This is a genomic window from Beijerinckia indica subsp. indica ATCC 9039 (genome assembly GCF_000019845.1).
GTDB classification, from domain to species: domain Bacteria; phylum Pseudomonadota; class Alphaproteobacteria; order Rhizobiales; family Beijerinckiaceae; genus Beijerinckia; species Beijerinckia indica.
Map to the genome: position 1 here is coordinate 3261675 of NC_010581.1, position 19662 is coordinate 3281336.

Sequence of the window (19662 nt, forward strand, 5' to 3'; positions counted from 1 at the left end):
CGTAATCGCATTAGAACACGAAGCGTGTATTGATGAATTTCGACTTGTGATTGAGGATAATGTCATCAAGCAATTTCTTGCTTTCATCCGTCTGCTTGGCCGCAATCATGGAACGGATCGAAAAAGACCGCAGGGCATCGGTCACGGACAAGGTTCCTTCCGCCGAATCCTTGCGGCCGGTAAAGGGAAAGACGTCCGGCCCACGCTGACATTGACAATTGATATTGACGCGACAGACCTGATTGACGAGTGGATCGACCAGTTCGCCGATGAGATCCGGGTTAGAGCTGAAGATCGAGACTTGCTGGCCATATTCGGAGGAAATTACGTAATCGAGCGCGGTCTCGATCTTGTCAAAAGCCATGACCGGAACCACCGGCCCGAATTGTTCCTCGCGATAGAGCTTCATGCCTTCCGTGACCGGATAGACCACGGCCGGATTGAAGAAGGTCTCGCACGCCAAACCGCCGCCTTCATTGACCACTTTGGCGCCCTTGGCGACCGCGTCCTCCACAAGATCACACATATATCGCGTTTTGCTGACATCAGGCAGAGGAGTGATCGCCACGCCCTTGTCCCAAGGCATGCCGCGGCCGAGCTTGTCGAGTGCCGCAACAAATTTTTTGAGGAATTCATCCACGATCGATTGATGCACGATCAGCATTTTCAAGGCGGTGCAGCGCTGCCCGTTGAACGAGAGCGCGCCCGACAGACATTCCTTGACGGCCAATTCGATATCAGCGTCCGGCAGCACGATTGCCGCGTTCTTGGCGTCGAGACCGAGCACCGCGCGCAAGCGATTGACCTTGGGATGCTGCTTTTTCAATTCGTCAGCAACCTTGCTGGAACCGATCAGGGTCAGGACATTGACGTCGCCGGAATTGAGCAGGCTCGGCACGACCTTATGGCCCTGGCCATAGACGAAATTGATGACCCCCTTGGGAAAGGCACTACAAAAGGCTTCGATCAGAGGCGTGAACAGAAGCACGCCCCAACGGGGCGTCTTGAATACGACCGTATTGCCCATGATGAGCGCCGGGATCAAAGTCGCGAAGGTCTCGTTCAACGGATAATTGAACGGCCCCATGCACAGCACGACACCGAGCGGCGTGCGGCGAATCTGGCCGATCGTCCCCTCGACCATGAGGAAGCGGGAATTATCATTGTCGAGATCGCGCACGGCATTGATCGTCGCCTTGATATAATCAATCGTGCGATCGAATTCCTTTTCGGAATCGGCGAGATTCTTGCCAATCTCCCACATGATGAGACGCACAACCTCGGTGCGCTTGGCCACCATCTGCTTGGTGAAGTCCTGCATACAGGCGATACGCTCGGCAACGCTCATGGTCGGCCAGAGTCCGCGACCCTTGTCATAGGCCGCAACGGCGGCCTCAAGCGCCGCCTTGCTTTCCTCCACCGTCGCCTCGGGGAAGCTGCCGATTTCGCTAGGCTCCAGCTTATCACCGTGGCGCAGATAGACCGGAGAGAACACCTTGCGCATCGGCCCCTTCCACGGCCTCAACTCGCCACCGATCAGGATCGAAGTCTGGTTCACCGGTGCCGGCAAGGCATAAGCCTCAGGGATCGAGCCCTTCTCTGGAAATAAGTGCTGCAGCGTCTGCATATCCATAGTCATATAGCCTCTCGTTCTTCCGCCAGCCCCTTCATTACATTTGCCCTATGAATACGAGCGGCAGCTGGACCTGTTCGTCCTGTTACTTCTTCTTGATAATTTATATGTTCATCGACGATGAATGCGATTCAGTTTTTGTTGATAGCCAGAACGCCCCATCGTCGTAGAACTTTTAGAAATTAATGACAGTTTTCACGCCGAGGATGGCCACATCCGGTTTGTTACAAATACCGCCTGGGCAGTGAATCCATTGGAAGTTCGGACGCACATCAATGCCGTTATAGGCATGGAAGTTGTAGTAGATTTCCAAGGGATATTCGGCGCGTCGCACGACGGCCGAGCCAGGCACGAGGACATTGGACAGGATCGCGGCATTGGTCAGGCGCGAATTGACCTCCGTGCGGCCCCAGGCAATGGCGATTTCATCGCCCTGACGGTTCTCGAACGGTCCGTGATAGACGAGGCCGATGGTCTCCTGGTTGTTGAGCGTCGAGGTCGCCCGATCAAGCATCACCATGCTGCCGATCAGGCTCAGGCCCTGTTTGGGATGATCATCGGAAGGATGCGTGAGCTGCTGCGACATCTGAAAGCTCACGCCCCAGCGGCCACCCACCGGCAGATCGCTGAGCGGCACGAGATTCGGGTAATTGAGGGCCACGACGTTTTGAGCCTGCTGCGAGCCATACCAGGCGGTGAATTGGTAGACACCGGGCAGACGGCCTCCATCAAAAGCCGGCAGCCAGCCGAATTCGATCGGCAGCAGGACCCCGTTGCCGCCGCTGAAATCGAAATTCACCCCATAGCTTTGTTTCAAGACGTTGGGGTTCATCTGATAGGCCGCCAGGGTGAAATAGGCTTCCGGCGCGTTGAAGCGCACCCGCGTGCCCCATTGGCCGATCGGATAATTGAAGAAATAATTGCCGGCGAGGCCGCGGCCCGGCGCCGAGCCGCAGAACGACAGGTTCATGAACACGCAAGGATATTGGGTGATGTCTTCACTCACCGCCATCTTGCCGATTTTCCAATCGATCACGCCATTGGCGAATTTCTGATCGTACCAGAATTGCGTCAGGCGCCAGATGTCACCGCGGCCATAGACTTCCTGCGGCTGGACCAGCATGTCGAGGCCGGCATCATGATTGAGATTGCGGCCCTCGCGCTTATCGAAGGTCATCTGGAAGATGGCACCCGGATCGCCGAATAATTTTTCCAGATCGAAGGTGACGCCAAGGTTCAACTGGCCGGCCTGGGCGATGCGGTTTTCCGCGCCGCCGGTCATGTTATAGGCGACTTCGCTGACCCAGACGAATTGGAAATCGATACCCTTGCGATAAAGATCGGAGCGCACCCCGCCCCAAGTCCCCAAGGCCCAGTCATGTTCCGGGACGGGAGGCGCGGGCGACACCGCCACTTGGGCTGGCGGCGCGACATCCGCGGCCCGTGCTGCCGTCCCGCCCTGCGTCAGTCCCAAACCCAAGGCCAAAATCCCCGCGATTCTCGTGGCCCTCTGTTTCAAGTGTGTTAACGCCATACTCATACTCATTCCCCTCCCTCAGCTTCATGCCAATGCCAATGCCATTTCTTCTTGCTTCTGGCTTTTCACCGGCATGAAGCTTTTTATCTTCCCCTGAGACTCAATTGATCAACGCTCAGCCTGCCAGCCTTTATATTCGGCGACATTATCACGTGTCACAAGTTTGGAGGGAATCAGAATCACATTCTGTTCGGGCTTGTTACCATTCAGCAACTCACTCCCAAGCTTGACCGCAAGTTGTGCGATTGCATAAGGGTCCTGGCTTGCAGAAGCATGAATATGTGTATTTGCTTTGAGAGCGACTTCGATATCGGGTGCACCATCAACCGACGTAATCATAATCTGGTCACGATGAAGCTGTTTAACAGCGAGATCGGAGCCGATCGCTTGCGGATCATTGATCGTGAAGACCGCGTCGATCTTGGGGAAGCGGGTGAGATAGCCCTGCATCACGTTCAAGCCTTGATCACGCGATCCTTTAGCATCTTGATCACTTGAAAGGATTTTGATGCCTGGCGCATTACTCAGCGCCTTCTTGCAACCGGCCACACGCTCGCGCACGGAAGACACCTGCGGACCGTTCTCGATGATGACATCACCTTTGCCGCCGAGCTTATCCACAATATATTGGCAGGAAATTTCACCAGCCTGCGTATTGTCCGTGGTGATCACGATATCGGCGCCCTTGGCAGCTGTATCGACCGCGATGACAGGGATACCCGCCGCTTGGGCGCGTTTGATCGCTGGCTCCAGAGCCACAGGGTCACCGGGGTTGAGCAGAATCAGATCAACGCCGGAGGCGATGAAATTATCGATCTGCGTGAATTGCTTATTCAGGTCATAATCGAAACCTAGCGCTGTCACCTTGGCATTCGGATTGATTTTCTGAGCACTCGCTGCCGCACCCTTGGCCATTGCAACAAAAAAGGGATTGCCCATGGAGCCGAGCGAAAGCCCAATAGATTTCAACTCTTTAGCAGACGCTTGAGCCGTCATGAGAGCAACAATCGCCACGGCACTCATTAACACCTTTTTCATATTCATTCCCTCCACCATTATTGGTCTTTTTTATCGCCCGAACCGCCAATTTTCGTGACGAACCATGAGCCTGTCAGGTACGGGCAGAACCCTTCAAGCGATAGCGATCAAGGGCGACGGCACCGATGATAACGATACCCTTGATGATGAACTGCCAGATGTCGGATACACCTGTCAGGATCAAACCATTCGACAGAACCGCGATGATCAGCGCACCGACCAAAGTCCCCCAAATCGAGCCGATGCCGCCGACGAAACTCGTCCCGCCGAGGATGACCGCTGCGATTGCATCGAGCTCATAGGATTGGCCGAGTTGAAGCCCGTTGGCTGCGAAAAGCCTCGCGGCCGACATGGCGCCTCCAAGACCCGAAAGCAGGCCGGAAAGGCTGTATACAAAGAGAAGGACGATCCAGACTTTGATACCAGACAGATGCGCCGCCGCCGGATTGCCACCGACCGCATAGATATGCATGCCGAGCACTGTGCGACGCAAGACGACCCAAGACACCACCACCACAGCAAAGGCAATGATGACCAGCCAAGGAATCCCAAACAAGGACGCATTGCCGATGAAAGCAAAGGACAGATCGGGATTGAAGACCGTAGTGTCATTGCCGACGAGGCGCGCCAACCCACGCACAGCGGTCATCGAACCCAAAGTCACAATGAACGGCGGCAGTTTGAGAAAAGCGATGAGCAGTCCATTGGCGAGACCAAGCAGAAGCCCCGTCACCAGCGCCGCCGGTAAACCGAGGAAGCCGAGCCCCGGGATCAGAGAGGTCAGAACCGAGACCATGGCCGAAGCGGCAAGGATGGAACCCACCGACAGATCGATGCCGCCTGTCAGAATGACGAAGGTCATACCAGCGGCCAGCACCGTATTGATCGAGGCCTGCTGCGCGACGATTGAAAGATTCTGCCAACTCAGAAAACGGCCTTCTGCCCAGGCGCCTTGTAGAGTGCCAGTCTCGGCATAACCCGTCAGCAATTGAAACATCAAGCTGATCAGGATCAGCACCGGCAACATGCCGAGCGCCTGGAACAGTGGACCGAAGGCTATTCGGAGTCCGGTCCGGGGAGTATGCAAGCCAGGTGAGGATGTCGTGATCATGCGTGCCACTCTTTTGCGAAACGCTGGTTTACGAATGTGCGGAAGGAAGAGGCCTCAAGCGGCAACAGCAACCGCGTCGGCATCAGTCATCGTCGTGGTCAAGGCAATGATATTTTCCTGAGTGATCGGTGGCGCGTCAGGCCCACCAACCGTTCCAGCGATACGCCCTTCGCTCATGACCAAAACACGATCACATACACCAACGATTTCAGGCAGTTCGGAAGAGATGACGATGACGCCAATACCAGATTTCACAAGATCGTTGATCAACCGATAGATTTCGGATTTGGCACCAATATCGATGCCACGCGTCGGTTCATCCAGAATGAGGACTCGCGGTTTCAATTCCAGCAGGCGCGACAACAAGACTTTCTGTTGATTGCCGCCGGAGAGAGCCCCAACCGGCGTCTTGGGAGATTTGACCTTGATGCTCAGATCACCAATCGCGGCATCCGCGCGCTCGCGGGCCTTGCCCAGTTTCAGGAAGCAGCCTTTGTACGCGTCGCGGCTGGCGACACCAAGATTGATGTTTTCCCCGACAGACATATCGAGAAACAAACCAAGCTGTTTGCGATCTTCCGTAAGATAGAGAAGGCCCGCTTCAATGGCCTCGGACACACTGGCGATTTTCTTTGATTCACCATTCAGCATGATGATGCCAGAGCGACGCCGGTCCACGCCATAGATCAGCCGCGCAAGTTCGGTGCGCCCAGATCCGACCAGGCCGGCAATTCCCAAAACCTCCCCTTCATGCAGATCGAAGGAACAGTCGAAAATCCGTTTGGAATCACCAATATTCTTGACCGAAAGAATGATGTTGCCACGACCATCGTGCGCGTCATGTTCTTTCTTATAAAATGAGGTGAGGTCGCGCCCGACCATCATCTTGACTACGGCATCAGGCGTAATCTCGTCGTGATCCAGCGTGCCGATATAAGTGCCGTCGCGCAGGATCGAGACCCGGTCGGACAGAGCATAGATCTCATTCATGCGATGACTGATATAAATGATCGAAAGGCCATCTTCACGGAGCGCCCGGACGGTTTCAAACAACCGATCGGTCTCGCGTTCAGTCAAAGTGGTCGTCGGCTCGTCCATGACAAGAATACGCGAATGAGCATGGACGGCGCGAGCAATCTCGACTAATTGCCGTTCAGCGATCGACAGAGACTGAACAAGATCCTTCGCTTGAAAAGTCGCGCCGAGCCGCTGCAAAACCTTGGCAGAACCAGCGATCATCGCGGCACGATCGACGAGCCCGCCGCGCCGGATCTCCCGACCAAGGTAAATATTCTCGGCCACCGTCAGATTGGGAGCGAGCGCCAGTTCCTGATAGATGATCGAAATACCAAGTTCCCTGGCGGCCAGCGGGCCCGTAATGGACACGGGTTTGTTGTCGAGCAGGATCGTCGAGCCGGGGTCGGGAATATAGGCGCCCGACAAAATCTTCATCAAAGTGGACTTGCCGGCCCCGTTCTCACCCATCAAAGCGTGGATTTCCCCCTCGCGAATCTCGAGGGAAACATCGCGAAGCGCTTTTACGCTGCCGAAGGTTTTGGAGACATTGCGCATCTCAAGGATGGTCGTCCTCGCGTTTTGGGCGCGCGTCATGAGCCTTATCCTCCCGGATCTTTTTTGTTTGCCAGCGCGGAACCTGTCTCGACTTACGCCTCGACCGGCCTCTAGACGCCTGGATCACTGCGACGAATAATCACACTGAATGATGAGCCCGTCAATATTTAATTCAAGATAATTTATTAATTGACAAAAGAGAGAATCGAGCTCACATTGGGCAATGATTTCATGCAAGCGGATTGAAAAGAAGCTTTTCATCGCTCAGGATCATAAATTAAAAGCAAAAGCTTAATTTTAAAGGGAGGAAGGGAAGTTCCAATCAGCCACGTCTAGCTCTCGTGATCTTGCTCAAAGTAATCGGCGGAATTTATTCCCGAGTCCGACTGCTTATTGTGCTCTTGGCTCATGACACCTAGCTTGGCTCGCAACGGAATTTCACCTTTCAAGCGAGCGGCACCATGGTCTTTGACCCGACCCTTACCCCGACATCAGCGTCCACTCCGGTTCGGGGCACTAATGTCATTGGCGTGCGGGCCTATAACGAGCGGCTCGTCCTTTCCCTCGTGCGCCGGCACGGGAGCCTCCCCAAAGCCGATATCACCAAACTCACCGGTCTTTCCGCGCAGACGATCTCAGTCATCGTGCGGGCGCTCGAAGCTGATGGTCTCCTTTTACGCATGGAACCTCGCCGCGGCCGCATCGGCCAGCCGTCCATTCCCTTACGGCTCGACCCCGATGGCGCCTATTCACTGGGCCTCAAGATCGGCCGGCGAAGCGCCCATGTCATTCTGATGGATTTCGTTGGAGAGATCCGTGCCCAGGCTCAATGGACCTATGCCTATCCGGTTCCTAAGGACATTTTTGCGGGCTTCGAACCCGCCTTGCGGGAGGTCTTGGACGTTCTCACGCCGCAAGCACGACAACGCTTAGTTGGTCTTGGCGTCGCCGTTCCTTATGAATTGTGGAACTGGGCCGAACAAGTCGGAGCGCCAAGTGGCGCTCTCGACGCTTGGCGCGATGTCAACCTTCAAGCCGAGCTCGAGTTCAGATGTTCGTTTCCGGTGATCATCGCCAATGATATTACGGCGGCGAGCGGCGCCGAATTGATCTTTGGCAATGGCAATAAATATCCCGATTTTGTGTATTTCTTCATTGGCGCCTTCATCGGCGGCGGTGTTGTGCTCGGCGGCAGTCTCTATCCGGGCCGGCGCAGCAATGCTGGCGCGCTTGGCTCCCTGCCTGTCCCCGCCTCTTCCAGATCGGATGGCGGCACGGAGCAACTCATTCGTTCAGCGTCCCTCTACCGGTTGGAACAGCGGCTTCTCGCCCAAGGGCATGATCGCGGCTCGATGTTCAAACTGCCGATGGAGTGGCAGCCTTTCGAACCCTTTCTCAGCGAATGGATCGAGGAAGCCTCGGCAAGCCTTGCCCATGCGATTGTGGCGGCAGTCTCCATTATCGATTTCGGCGCGGCCATCATCGATGGCGCCTTCCCCTCCGATGTCCGTCAACGCCTTGTCGAAGGTGTGCGCGAGAAGATCGCTGCAATGGATACGCAGGGATTATTGCCTTTCGATGTAATCGAGGGTGCCGTCGGCATCAATGCGCGCTCGATCGGTGCAGCGAGCCTTCCGCTTTTTGCGCGGTTTCTGCTCGATCGTGATGTTCTCTTCAAGGAAGAAGCACCATGCTGAAAGGAATCGATCCCATCCTCAGCCCCGAATTCTTAAGTATCTTGCGGGCCATGGGGCATGGCGATGAAATCGCGATCGTCGATGCCAATTATCCGGCCGAGGCCCATGCCCGGCGTTGCGTGCGCGCCGATGGCCATGATCTTCCGGCGCTGCTCGACGCGCTGCTATCCTTGATGCCGCTCGACCGCGCTGTCGATGAGGCGGTATTTCGTCCGGTCCCTGCCGGCGATGCAAAAGGTCTCGAAGCGACGGCGGCGCTGCATAGCGAATATGAAACTCTGGTCGCTAAACATGATCCGGGCATCAAGGTTGTGCCCCTCAAGGGCGCTGCCTTCTACGACCGCGTCAAGGGCGCCTATGCGATCGTCGCTTCGGGAGAGCGGCGGCTCTACGGCAATATCGTTCTGCGTAAGGGCGTCATTCACTCGAATGGAAGTCACCTATGATCCTGGTCTGCGGCGAGGCTCTGATCGATTTCTTCGTGTCCGAAACGCCTGCTGGCGGGCTGAAGACAGAGGCCGTGCTCGGCGGCTCTCCCTTCAATGTCGCCATCGCTTTGGCTCGTCTCGGCGAACAGGCCTCCTTCTGCGGTGGCCTGTCCTCTGATCATTTCGGCTCGCTGCTCACGGCGCGCCTAGTACGAGAACATGTTGATCTCACCTATTCAGTCCGCTCCGATTGCCTGACGACGCTCAGCATTGTTGCGACCGATAGCGCCGGCCATCCGACTTATGCCTTCCACGGCGAAGGCAAGGCCGACCGGCAGGTGACCGAGGCCGATCTTTCCGCGCCTTTGCGTGATGACATCAAGGCCATCACTTTCGGGTCTTATACCCTGGCGGTCACACCGGTCTCGGATGCCTATCTCGCCTTGGCACGCCGGGAAGCTTCCCGGCGGGTGATTTCGCTCGATCCTAATTTACGGCCGACGGTCACCCCCGACATGGCCGCCTGGCGGCGACGGTTCAATGATTTTCTGGCAATTGCCGATATCGTCAAGGCGAGCGAGGAAGATATTGCGATCGCCTATGGCGCGGAGGCCGATATCGCCGATATTGCGGAAAGCTGGCTGAAGGCGGGTGCCGCCCTCGTTTTGATTACGCGTGGACCGGATGGCGCGATCGGTTTCCTGAAAAGCGGTGAGCGCGTCACTGTGCCGGGCCGATCCATCACGGTCGTCGATACGGTCGGCGCTGGCGACACGTTTCATGCGGCCTTGCTGGCAGATCTTGGCCGCCAAGGCATGCTGCATAAGTCAAAATTACGCGATCTGAACACAGAAGGTTTACGGCGGACGATGCATTATGCCGTCGCGGCCTCATCGATCACCTGTACCAGACAGGGAGCGGACCTGCCGACGCATGAGGAAGTTCTTGCGGTCCTTCACATGGATAACGTCTGCAACGTTTAAGAGCCGAAGAGCTCAAATCAAGCAACCAGAAGCCCATCGTGTAACAATCGAAGCATAATAAGCCCCAAGCCGCTAGGCCCAGGCAAGCTCAGTATGGCCCCCTAGTATCCACCCTCATTGAAGTGTGCTCGTCGCGGTTCAATGAGGACAAGTGGATACGGTTTAAAAAAGCGACGTATCGAGAATCTGTGATTCTCGATACGTGACATCAGACATCGGGGCCGCCGGTTTTGAAGTCGCATCGAATTGATCGAAAGCGCATTGACGCTCGGGATCGAAGCAAGGAACATCCCAACATGGTTTCCCGTATCGTGAAGGTCGACCCTTTCGATCTCGTCGTCTTCGGCGGGACGGGCGATCTCGCCTATCGCAAACTCTATCCGGCCCTCTTCCGGCGATTTCTTGACGAGCAATTGACACAGCCGACGCGCATTTTCTCGGTTTCCCGGCAGCCGGTCGAGACTGATGTTTTCCGCGCGACCGTCGCCAAATCGCTGCAAGATATTTCCGGCTTTGAACGGGCGCAGATCGACGCGGCCAAAGACTTTTTGTCGATGATCGAATATGTCGCCGTCGACGGGAATGGCGAGGCCGGCTGGGACGATCTCAAAACCCAGCTTGGCGATGACCCCGACCGCGTGCGCGCCTTTTATCTCGCGACCAGTCCGGACCTCTTCGGGCCCATCGCGACACGGCTTTCGGCGCATGGCTTGGTGACGCCGCAGGCCCGCATCATCGTCGAGAAACCGCTCGGCAAGGATGGTGTCTCGGCTGCGCGCATCAATGACGCCATCGGCGCCGTCTTCGCCGAGGATCGAATTTATCGCATCGATCATTATCTCGGTAAGGAGACCGTGCAAAATCTGATGGTGCTGCGTTTCGCCAATGCTCTTTTCGAGCCTTTGTGGAATGCCGCCCATATCGATCATGTGCAGATCACCGTCGCCGAAAGCCTTGGTGTCGAAGGACGCGCCGCTTATTACAACACGGCCGGCGCCCTGCGCGACATGGTCCAGAACCATCTTCTGCAGCTTCTCTGTCTCATCGCCATGGAGCCGCCGAGCGCTTTGGACGCCGATGCGATGCGCGATGAGAAATTGAAAGTGCTGCGCGCGCTGCGGCCCATCGACGAGCAGAATATCGCTTCGCTCACTGTCCGCGGCCAGTATCGCGCCGGCAGCGCCCATGGTAGCGCGGTACCGGGCTATCTCGATGAATTGGGACAGCACACCAGCATGACCGAGACCTTCGTCGCCCTGAAGGCCGAGGTCTTGAACTGGCGCTGGGCGGGTGTCCCCTTCTATTTGCGCACAGGCAAGAGACTCGCCTCGCGGGTCTCGGAAATCGTCGTCGCGTTCCGCCCCATCCCGCATTCGGTGTTTGGCGCCTCGGTCGGCGCCATCGCCGCCAACCGGCTGGTCTTGCGCCTGCAACCCGATGAAGGCGTCAAGCTTTGGCTCATGATCAAGGACCCGGGTCCCGGCGGCATGCGCCTTCAGCATGTCCCTCTCGACATGACTTTCGCCGAAGCCTTCCACATGCGCAACCCGGATGCCTATGAGCGTCTGTTGCTCGATGTCGTGCGTGGCAATCAGACCCTCTTCATGCGCCGCGATGAGGTCGAGGCCGCCTGGCGTTGGATCGATCCGATACTCGATGCTTGGCGCAATAGCGGCGAGGCTCCCAAATCCTATACGGCCGGCACTTGGGGTCCCTCGGCCTCGATCGCCTTGATCGAGCGCGACGGTCGAACCTGGCTCGAGGAAAGCAACTGACGAAAGCGCGCGCAGCACGAAAGCCAGCGCGCTGCATTTTTTAGAACGCATCAGATTGGTTCCAAAAGTGGACGCTACTTCTGGGACCGATGATCTGGGAGGAACCATGACCATCGAAGCGACGATCAACGCCCGGATCGGGGACGTGACGGAACGGGTGGCGCGGCGCAGTCATGACCAGCGCCGTCGCTATCTCGACCGGATCGAGCAGGCAGCCAGCGCCAAACCGCAACGCCAAAAGCTTGGCTGCGCCAATCAGGCCCATGGTTTTGCCGCCTGTGGTGCTGAGGACAAGGTCATGCTGCGCGCCGGCGATGGCGCCAATCTCGCGATCGTCACCGCCTATAACGACATGCTTTCAGCGCATCAGCCTTATGAGCATTTTCCCGAATTGATTCGCGCGGCGGCGCGGGCGGCGGGCGGCACAGCCCAGGTGGCCGGCGGCGTGCCTGCGATGTGCGACGGCATCACCCAGGGCGAGGCCGGCATGGAGCTGTCGCTTTTCTCGCGTGATGTCATTGCCCTTTCCACAGCGGTGGCCCTCTCGCACCAGACCTTCGACGCCGCCGTCTATCTCGGCATCTGCGATAAGATCGTGCCGGGTCTCGTTATTGGTGCCTTGTCTTTCGGCCATCTGCCTGCAGTGTTCATCCCCTCGGGGCCAATGACGTCTGGCGTGCCGAATAGCGAGAAAGCCAAGGTCCGCCAACTGTTCGCGGAAGGCAAGGTCGACCGCGCCGCCTTGCTCGATATCGAAGCCAAATCCTATCACGGCGTCGGGACCTGCACCTTCTACGGTACCGCCAATACCAATCAGATGCTGATGGAAATCATGGGTCTGCATCTGCCGGGCTCGTCCTTCGTCACGCCCAACACGCCGCTGCGCCAAGCCCTGACCCGCGCGGCGGCGGAGCGCGCCATGGCCATCACGACTTTCGGCAATGATTATACGCCAATCGGCCGGATGCTCGACGAGCGCGCTTTCATTAATGGCATTGTCGGCTTGAATGCGACAGGTGGCTCGACCAACCACACTTTGCATCTCGTCGCTATGGCGGCGGCGGCGGGGCTGACGCTCGATTGGCAGGATTTCGCCGATCTCGCCGAGGTGACGCCCCTCTTGACCCGCATCTATCCGAACGGCACGGCGGATGTGAATCATTTCCATGCGGCGGGCGGCATGGGCTTCCTCATCCGTGAATTGATCGGCGCGGGCCTGTTGCACAAGAACGCAACGACCGTATTCGGCCAGAGCCTTGGCTCTTACGTGCAGGAACCCTGGCTCGACGCTGATGGGGCGCTTGCCTGGCGCGACGGCGCGGCCAAGACCGGTGACGAAACCATCTTGCGCGGTGTAGACAAGCCCTTCCAGCCGACCGGCGGGTTGCGCGTATTGAATGGCGATCTCGGCCGGGCGGTCATCAAAACCTCGGCTGTCGCGGCGGAGCGGCATGTCATCGAGGCGCCGGCCCGCATCTTCCATTCGCAAGAGGCTTTGCAAACAGCCTTCAAAGCGGGCGAGCTCGAACAGGATTTTATCGCCGTCGTGCGCTTTCAAGGGCCCAAGGCGATCGGCATGCCGGAATTGCACAAATTGATGCCGCCTTTGGGGATCTTGCAGGATCGCGGGTTCAAGGTCGCGCTCGTCACCGACGGCAGATTGTCCGGCGCTTCCGGCAAAGTCCCCTCTGCCATTCACGTCACGCCGGAAGCCGCCGAAGGTGGCCCGATCGCCAAAGTGCGCGAGGGCGATCTGATCCGGCTCGATGCGGTCGCGGGCACGCTGACCGTGCTGATCGATCCCGCCGAATGGGCGGCACGCACGCCGGTCACGGAAGATCTCTCCTCTTCGCATTATGGTATCGGGCGCGAGCTATTCTCGACCTTCCGCGCCTCCGTCGGAGCGGCGGATGCCGGCGCCAGCATTTTCTCAGGAGTTCCGGCATGAGCCATGATCCTCACACAGACTTGCAATCCGGCTTAGCCTCGATCCTGACCTCGGCGCCGGTCGTTCCCGTCGTCACGATCGAGGATCTGGCCGATGCCGTGCCGCTCGCCAAGGCGCTCGTCGCCGGCGGTCTTCCGGCCATTGAAGTGACCTTGCGCACCAAAGTCGCGATGGAGGCAATCCGTGTCATCGCCGCCGAGGTCGAGGGCGCGATCCCCGGCGTCGGCACGATTTTGGAAGCGAGCCAACTCGAAGCGGCGCAAAAGGCGGGGGCGCGTTTCGCCGTTTCACCTGGGGCGACCGACCGCCTGCTCGATGCCTCGGCCTCACTCAACCTGCCGCTGCTGCCGGGCATTGCCACAGCCTCCGAAGCCATGGCCTTGATCGAGCGCGGCTTCACTTATGCCAAATTCTTCCCGGCGGAGCCTGCGGGCGGCATCCCCTATCTTTCGGCGCTGGCGGCACCTTTACCGCAACTGACTTTCTGCCCCACAGGCGGCGTGTCAATCGATAGCGCACCGCGCTATCTGGCGCTGCCCAATGTCATCTGCGTCGGCGGCTCCTGGATGCTCAAACGCGATCATATCAAGGCCAAGGATTGGACCGCTATCGAGAAAGCGAGCGCGGCCGCGAGCGCCCTGAAGCCAGCATCATAAACACAGTATGGAGGGGCTGTGCTTGGCGCGTCCCCTTTGTGATCTCAGCTGCACCCTTTTGACCTGCAGCAAAACTGTCCGAGGGTCCTGAATCAGCCCCCCATTTCGGACCCTCCGGAGAGACGGGGAGCGCTGCGCCTAGGCCACGCAGCGCTCCCCGTCGCGTTATAGCGAGCATACCAGCGAACGGAAGCCACTTTAGAGCATTGGAAAGTCCGATGCTCTACTGACCCTTGCCCTTCATCGCAAGCGGATTGGGCGTCGGCTCTCCGATCTTGACCAAAGTGTCTTTATCCGTGTGCGCGAAGCTCTTCTCGCCCCTGATCATCAGCGTGGTGGTCTCGTCGTAGGACCATGTTCCATCGTCATGGATCGCTATTTTGATGCGATATTCGTCTGTCCGAAAGGCTTCTTCGAGAAAGGGGTTCGAGCAAATACCGTTCGTCGTTACGCCCCGCGTAGCGACAAGCTCGAATTCTTTCGCATTCGGCGCCGCCTTGCCAACCGCCATCGCCGTCTGCCCGCGTGGAATTGTGAGCGTCTGGATAATCATTCCTGTGGCAGGCTCCCAAAGCCAATAGCCGATTTGATCATGGTACGTTTCAATCTCGCCAGGTTTCACAATGTGCTGATGATAGCGAAGCCCGTAGAGTAATTGCGGCCCATTCGTCTGCGGATCTATTGGTTGGAGCTCCAACCGTTCGACGAAGGCCTGAGTCTGCGGTCCGTCCGCTTTCGGATTGACGTCCAAACCTTTCGTCCCACGCCAAATACCTGCCATCGGCTGCAAGGGACCGAGATTTTTTAACGTGTTGGTATCAACACCCGCAGGCTCCGTATAAATATCTTTTTGGTAGTGGCTATACATTTCCGTCATCGCGGTCTCCAGCCTTCAGCATCTCCCAAATGGGATAATGCCAAGATCAAGGCACAGATCCGATTCCCGGAAAAGCGAAAATATCGCAAGGGCGCTTCCCCAAGTTGGCAAGACTGGGGGCAGCTCATGAAACAGTGAAAATGATACGACCTGAGAAGGGAAAAGATCGGTCGTTCAACATTGGGACGTGGCGCGCAAAGTTCCCTTTGATCAGGCAAACATATGGGCATTGAAAACCTGATCATAGGCTGCCACTGCGAGGCGCGCCCTTTGTGCAACGTCCTCATGGGTCATATTGGGTTTGTAGAGGCTCGACCCCAGCCCGAAGGCCGTGACACCCACCGCCACATAAGCCCCAAAATGCTCCTCGCTGACCCCACCGACGGCACCGACTACCGTCGTTTTCGGCAAAACCGTTTTAATGGCACCGATGCCCCCCGGCCCTAGCACGCTGGCGGGAAAAAATTTGAGTGCGGAGGCGCCGTGATGGATCGCCGCGAACGCCTCGGTGGCGGTAAAAATTCCGGGCATTGTCACAAGACCGGCCGAGGCGGCGCGATGGAGGACGCGTTTGTCGAAATTGGGGCTCACCATCAAACGCCCACCAATGGCCGCGAGAGCATCGACCTGCTCGATTTCCGTGACTGTACCCGCACCAATCAGGACATGCGCCGGCAAGAGCTTGAGAAGCCGCGCGATGGATTCCAAAGGCTCCGGCGAATTCAAGGGCACCTCGATGGCATCGAAACCGGCCTCGAACAAAGCCATGCCAATGGCTTCGACTTCATCCGGCTTGATGCCGCGCAAGATCGCAACGAGATTACGTTTGAGTTTCGGCCAGGGCACCTGCTTCGGTAGGGAGTCTGGATGTGTGTGCGTCACAGTTTCCGTCATGGGAAGAGTACCCTTTCCGTTTGAAGGGCCGGCCAAATGTGGCGCGCGGCATGAAAAAGCCCGGCGCATACAGCGCGATCGGCGTCGAAAAAGCGGACTTCATGTTCCATCGCCGTGATCGCTTCCGTATAGAGAGCTTGGAATTTGTCATCCGTGACGAGCGTCACCACAGTAGCTTGCCCGATATCCTTCAAAACGGCAGCGGTTTCACAGCCGATCAAAAGCCCGGAAAGCCAATCCGCGGCCTCCTTCTCCGATTGTGAGAAGAGAAGATGCCGCGCCCGCAGGGAAAATAAGGTCGAAACCAATTTTCCTGGATCGGACTGCCCCTCGCTCAGTCCCAGCCGGAACGCTGGTGAGGGTTCATTGCTCGCCGAAGCCTGTCCAATCGTATGGCGCAAAATGCTGTGCTTGGATAAAAGCCCGAACAATTCACCACTGATCGCCGTCGTGAAGGTCGTGATCTCGCCATGCTCGAGCAAGGCCCATTTCGTATGCGTGCCAGGCAAACAAACCCAGCCGGAGACAGCATCCTCCTCGCAGATCAGGCCAAGCAATTGGGTTTCCTCGCCCCGCATGACATCTGGATGGCGCGGGTCATCGCAAGCCAGCCCTGGAAGAATGCGCACATCGAGACCGGAAGGGGTCAAGACAATCGCCGCCTCGATCAAAGCCTCGAGTTTTTGCGGGACAGTTAGATAGGCCGCTTCCCGCCATCCCTGCCGCGCCCCAACCATACCGCAACAGATGACGGGCACAGGCTCGGGCCAGCCTGTTATTCCGAGATCCTCTGCAAATTGCGCAAGGTGCTGGCGCAAAATCGTTTCGAAGCCGCCGGTGGAAATTTGGTTCATGCCCTCGCAAGAGCGCCGATGCGCCAGAATAGTGCCGTCAGGGGCCAGGACCCAAAGCCGCAGACTGGAGGTTCCCCAGTCCACCGCGACGACGAAAGGCTCCCTTGCATGGATCATGGCTGGAATCTCAACGTTCCATTGAACAGAACTAAGTTTTGTTAAAATGAACTATTCCCTGCCCTTTTGTCAATTCACTCTCATACTTCCCTAAGGCGTTTGCTTTATCGCGGGCCAGATTGCTTCTGCGCCAGAAATTGCACTTCCGCATCGCGCGCAATCGTTTGGGCCGCGCCATGCAAATCCTCATAAAAAGCTTTCAGACCCTCCAAATCATGCTGATAAGTCGTCGAAGTCGTCGAGAGAGCGCCGATCATCGCCCCATTCCGGCCAAGGATCGGAACAGCAAGGCAGATGATGGAAGGCTCATGTTCCTGATCATCGATGGCAAATCCGACCCTTCTAATTTCCGCCAGATTTTTCAAAAGATCCTGGCGTTTCGTGATCGTTTTATCGGTAAATGGCTTCATGCTCAGTCGTCCGACAATAGTGTCTTTCTGCTTCGCATCGAGATAGGCCAGCATGGCCTTGCCAAGGCCCGTGCAATGGAGAGGCGCCACACGTCCCGGTGATGAAAACATCCGCACGGACGATTTGGCCGTGCGTTTGTCCAGATAGAGAACCTGATCGCCCTCAAGACAACCAAGATGAATCGTCAAGCCGAGCTTTTCCGCGAGTCGGTCGAGCATCGGACGCGCGACCGCGGCCAAGGATGCTGTTTCCCAAGCCCCATGCGCCAGGCGGATCAGGCGAAGCCCAAGATGATAACGCTGCGCCTCCTCATCAAATGACAACATGCGTTCAGCTTCGAGCTGTTTCAACAAGCGGTGCAATGTCGCCTTGGACAGGCCGGCAATCTGCTGAATTTCTGAAAATCGCGCCGGTCTCTCAAAGGAGGCGACAATATCGAGAAGATGCAGCGCTTTCGTGATCGGGCTGCTCATATCGTTTTGTTTATCGACCGCATTCGTCATGATAACTTGGCTCGTTCTCGTGTCTCCGCCCTTCGCAAGGTTTCACATCAGGAGCGGATCCAATAGCATTGACTTGCCGAACATTGCGGCTTATCAATCATAGAACAGAACACTGTTCCATTCAATGGAACTTAATCATGAATCAAGGCATGGACCAAAACCATGCGGAGCGGGAGGGCCATTTAATGATCGACGAACAGGCACTCGTCCAAAAGATCACCTGGCGGCTCATTCCCTATCTCGGCTTCATCTATCTCATCGCCTATATCGACCGGCAGAACGTCAGCTTCGCCAAATTGCAAATGGTCGGCGATCTCGGCTTCAGCGAATATATTTACGGCCTCGGCGCCTCTCTCTTCTTTATCGGCTATTTTCTCTTTGAGGTGCCCAGCAATATCATTCTCGTCAAGGTTGGCGCGCGGCGCTGGTTTACGCGCATCATGCTTTCCTGGGGTCTCGTGACGCTTCTGCTGGCGTTTACGCGCAATGCGACAATGTTCTATATTTTGCGCTTTCTGCTCGGTGTTTGCGAGGCTGGTTTCTTCCCCGGCATTCTGTTTCTCGTCACGCTCTGGTTTCCGTTTGAATATCGCAGCCGCATGGTTGGCTCGTTCATGCTGTTCAGCGCGCTTGCGAATGCGATCGGCGCGCCTATTGGCGGCCTCTTGCTCGATCTCGACGGTATGGGTGGCTTGCAGGGCTGGCAATGGGTGTTCCTCATCACCGGCGCTCCGGCGGTGATCATGGGCATCGTCACCTTGTTTTACTTGGTCGATGGACCGCAGCAAGCGCGGTTTCTGAGCGATCAGGAAAAAGCCTGGCTCAAGCAGAGACTTGCAGCCGAAGACGTGAGCAAAACCGAGCATGGCAATCCATTCAAAACCTTGCTCGATCCGCGCGTATTGTTGATGTCACTCTATTATATCGGCTTTCCGCTGGCTGCTTATGGTCTTAGCTACTGGCTCCCGACCATCGTCAAAGGATTTGGTGTCAGTAATACCGTCAATGGATTCATCAACGTCATTCCCTGGATCTTTGTTGGCCTCGGCTTGAAAATCGTTCCCGCTTTGGCGGCCAAAGCCGGCAAACAGACGGCCTTCATTGTCGGGCCTGCCCTGTTCGGTGCTGCTTGTCTCGTCCTCAGCGTTTACGTCAATGATAACGTACTGCGTTTTGCTTTCCTGTGCGGCGCCGCTGTCGGCATTTTTTCCGGTCAGCCGGTCTTGTGGAGCCTGCCCTCGACCTTTCTCACCGGCGCCTCGGCTGCCGCGGGTCTCGCCATGATCAATTCGGTCGGCAATCTCGGCGGTTTCATCTCCCAGAATGTCGTGCCTTGGATCAAAGACACCACGGGCAGCACCACACTGCCCATGCTGTTCCTTGCCGCCTGCCTCGCAATCGCCGGCCTCATGACCTTCTATGTCCAGAGAGTCATCCGGCGGAGCCAGATAGAAAAGGCACAGTCAGGCCTGACCGCACGTGCGGCATCGTAAGGCCAACGGTCATGATCAATGACCATTGGACCGCTCTTGAATTTTCGCTCTCGCTTTGAAAAAGCGAAAATTCAAGAAAGGAACCAAAGGCCGTTCTTTACGGCCTTTGGTATAAGGCCAAGCAGGCATCCACGA

General features: G+C 57.0%; 16 protein-coding genes. 7 read left to right on the top strand and 9 right to left on the bottom strand.

All coding sequences use genetic code 11. The features are described 5' to 3' along the window. Nucleotides 1–10: 10 nt before the first annotated feature. The 5 genes from BIND_RS14420 to BIND_RS14440 form a co-directional block, all read right to left on the bottom strand. Nucleotides 11–1639: an NADP-dependent glyceraldehyde-3-phosphate dehydrogenase gene (locus tag BIND_RS14420; RefSeq protein WP_202944758.1), complete on the bottom strand. Its 1629-nt coding sequence runs from the start codon at nt 1637–1639 to the stop codon at nt 11–13. 169 nt (nt 1640–1808) lie between these two features. Continuing rightward, nucleotides 1809–3173 (bottom strand): carbohydrate porin, encoded by a 1365-nt coding sequence (locus BIND_RS14425; RefSeq protein ID WP_012385780.1) that lies wholly within the window; start codon nt 3171–3173, stop codon nt 1809–1811. Nucleotides 3174–3278: 105 nt separating this feature from the next. Beyond that, nucleotides 3279–4208 (bottom strand): ABC transporter substrate-binding protein, encoded by a 930-nt coding sequence (locus BIND_RS14430; RefSeq protein ID WP_012385781.1) that lies wholly within the window; start codon nt 4206–4208, stop codon nt 3279–3281. 73 nt (nt 4209–4281) lie between these two features. After that, the gene (locus BIND_RS14435) at nt 4282–5319 is read right to left on the bottom strand and encodes an ABC transporter permease subunit (RefSeq protein WP_012385782.1); all 1038 of its coding nucleotides are present in this window, start codon (nt 5317–5319) and stop codon (nt 4282–4284) included. 54 nt (nt 5320–5373) lie between these two features. Then, complete coding sequence (locus tag BIND_RS14440) at nt 5374–6930, bottom strand: sugar ABC transporter ATP-binding protein (RefSeq protein ID WP_012385783.1); 1557 nt, start codon at nt 6928–6930, stop codon at nt 5374–5376. 422 nt (nt 6931–7352) lie between these two features. Here BIND_RS14440 and BIND_RS14445 point away from each other — a divergent pair, with 422 nt between their 5' ends. The 6 genes from BIND_RS14445 to eda all read left to right on the top strand — a co-directional run bounded on the left by BIND_RS14445 (nt 7353) and on the right by eda (nt 14378). Further along, the gene (locus BIND_RS14445) at nt 7353–8588 is read left to right on the top strand and encodes an ROK family transcriptional regulator (protein WP_012385784.1); all 1236 of its coding nucleotides are present in this window, start codon (nt 7353–7355) and stop codon (nt 8586–8588) included. Next, entirely contained in the window at nt 8582–9034 is a 453-nt protein-coding gene (locus BIND_RS14450; RefSeq protein ID WP_012385785.1) for an RbsD/FucU family protein, read from the top strand. Before BIND_RS14445 ends, BIND_RS14450 begins: the two co-directional genes overlap by 7 nt. Continuing rightward, a complete protein-coding gene (locus BIND_RS14455; protein WP_012385786.1) occupies nt 9031–9999 on the top strand; it encodes a carbohydrate kinase family protein in 969 nt (322 codons plus the stop codon). Before BIND_RS14450 ends, BIND_RS14455 begins: the two co-directional genes overlap by 4 nt. A 296-nt stretch (nt 10000–10295) precedes the next feature. After that, nucleotides 10296–11774, top strand: a complete 1479-nt coding sequence (gene zwf / locus BIND_RS14460) for a glucose-6-phosphate dehydrogenase (RefSeq protein ID WP_012385787.1) — start codon at nt 10296–10298, stop codon at nt 11772–11774. Between the two features lie 106 nt (nt 11775–11880). Then, nucleotides 11881–13722: a phosphogluconate dehydratase gene (edd, locus tag BIND_RS14465; RefSeq protein WP_012385788.1), complete on the top strand. Its 1842-nt coding sequence runs from the start codon at nt 11881–11883 to the stop codon at nt 13720–13722. Next, the gene (eda, locus tag BIND_RS14470) at nt 13719–14378 is read left to right on the top strand and encodes a bifunctional 4-hydroxy-2-oxoglutarate aldolase/2-dehydro-3-deoxy-phosphogluconate aldolase (RefSeq protein ID WP_012385789.1); all 660 of its coding nucleotides are present in this window, start codon (nt 13719–13721) and stop codon (nt 14376–14378) included. The genes edd and eda overlap by 4 nt, the downstream gene beginning before the upstream one ends. Nucleotides 14379–14601: 223 nt before the next feature. On the opposite strand, the gene BIND_RS14475 is transcribed toward eda, so the two are convergent. The 4 genes from BIND_RS14475 to BIND_RS14490 form a co-directional block, all read right to left on the bottom strand. After that, nucleotides 14602–15255: an FABP family protein gene (locus tag BIND_RS14475; RefSeq protein WP_012385790.1), complete on the bottom strand. Its 654-nt coding sequence runs from the start codon at nt 15253–15255 to the stop codon at nt 14602–14604. Nucleotides 15256–15465: 210 nt separating this feature from the next. Next, entirely contained in the window at nt 15466–16149 is a 684-nt protein-coding gene (locus BIND_RS14480; RefSeq protein ID WP_012385791.1) for a 2-dehydro-3-deoxy-6-phosphogalactonate aldolase, read from the bottom strand. Then, the gene (locus BIND_RS14485; protein WP_012385792.1) at nt 16146–17120 is read right to left on the bottom strand and encodes a 2-dehydro-3-deoxygalactonokinase; all 975 of its coding nucleotides are present in this window, start codon (nt 17118–17120) and stop codon (nt 16146–16148) included. Before BIND_RS14485 ends, BIND_RS14480 begins: the two co-directional genes overlap by 4 nt. 104 nt (nt 17121–17224) lie before the next feature. Beyond that, nucleotides 17225–18034 (bottom strand): IclR family transcriptional regulator, encoded by an 810-nt coding sequence (locus tag BIND_RS14490; RefSeq protein ID WP_012385793.1) that lies wholly within the window; start codon nt 18032–18034, stop codon nt 17225–17227. 185 nt (nt 18035–18219) lie between these two features. Here BIND_RS14490 and BIND_RS14495 point away from each other — a divergent pair, with 185 nt between their 5' ends. Next, nucleotides 18220–19527 carry an MFS transporter gene (locus tag BIND_RS14495; protein ID WP_012385794.1) on the top strand — a complete coding sequence of 436 codons (1308 nt, stop codon included), beginning with the start codon at nt 18220–18222 and terminating at the stop codon, nt 19525–19527. Nucleotides 19528–19662: the final 135 nt, after the last annotated feature.

Bases quoted from the DNA above. Each gene is read 5' to 3' on its own strand.
- BIND_RS14420 (WP_202944758.1), bottom strand. From the start codon at position 1,639: ATGACTATGGATATGCAGACGCTGCAGCACTTATTTCCAGAGAAGGGC.
- BIND_RS14425 (WP_012385780.1), bottom strand. From the start codon at position 3,173: ATGAGTATGGCGTTAACACACTTGAAACAGAGGGCCACGAGAATCGCG.
- BIND_RS14430 (WP_012385781.1), bottom strand. From the start codon at position 4,208: ATGAAAAAGGTGTTAATGAGTGCCGTGGCGATTGTTGCTCTCATGACG.
- BIND_RS14435 (WP_012385782.1), bottom strand. From the start codon at position 5,319: ATGATCACGACATCCTCACCTGGCTTGCATACTCCCCGGACCGGACTC.
- BIND_RS14440 (WP_012385783.1), bottom strand. From the start codon at position 6,930: ATGACGCGCGCCCAAAACGCGAGGACGACCATCCTTGAGATGCGCAAT.
- BIND_RS14445 (WP_012385784.1), top strand. From the start codon at position 7,353: ATGGTCTTTGACCCGACCCTTACCCCGACATCAGCGTCCACTCCGGTT.
- BIND_RS14450 (WP_012385785.1), top strand. From the start codon at position 8,582: ATGCTGAAAGGAATCGATCCCATCCTCAGCCCCGAATTCTTAAGTATC.
- BIND_RS14455 (WP_012385786.1), top strand. From the start codon at position 9,031: ATGATCCTGGTCTGCGGCGAGGCTCTGATCGATTTCTTCGTGTCCGAA.
- zwf (WP_012385787.1), top strand. From the start codon at position 10,296: ATGGTTTCCCGTATCGTGAAGGTCGACCCTTTCGATCTCGTCGTCTTC.
- edd (WP_012385788.1), top strand. From the start codon at position 11,881: ATGACCATCGAAGCGACGATCAACGCCCGGATCGGGGACGTGACGGAA.
- eda (WP_012385789.1), top strand. From the start codon at position 13,719: ATGAGCCATGATCCTCACACAGACTTGCAATCCGGCTTAGCCTCGATC.
- BIND_RS14475 (WP_012385790.1), bottom strand. From the start codon at position 15,255: ATGACGGAAATGTATAGCCACTACCAAAAAGATATTTATACGGAGCCT.
- BIND_RS14480 (WP_012385791.1), bottom strand. From the start codon at position 16,149: ATGACGGAAACTGTGACGCACACACATCCAGACTCCCTACCGAAGCAG.
- BIND_RS14485 (WP_012385792.1), bottom strand. From the start codon at position 17,120: ATGATCCATGCAAGGGAGCCTTTCGTCGTCGCGGTGGACTGGGGAACC.
- BIND_RS14490 (WP_012385793.1), bottom strand. From the start codon at position 18,034: ATGACGAATGCGGTCGATAAACAAAACGATATGAGCAGCCCGATCACG.
- BIND_RS14495 (WP_012385794.1), top strand. From the start codon at position 18,220: ATGATCGACGAACAGGCACTCGTCCAAAAGATCACCTGGCGGCTCATT.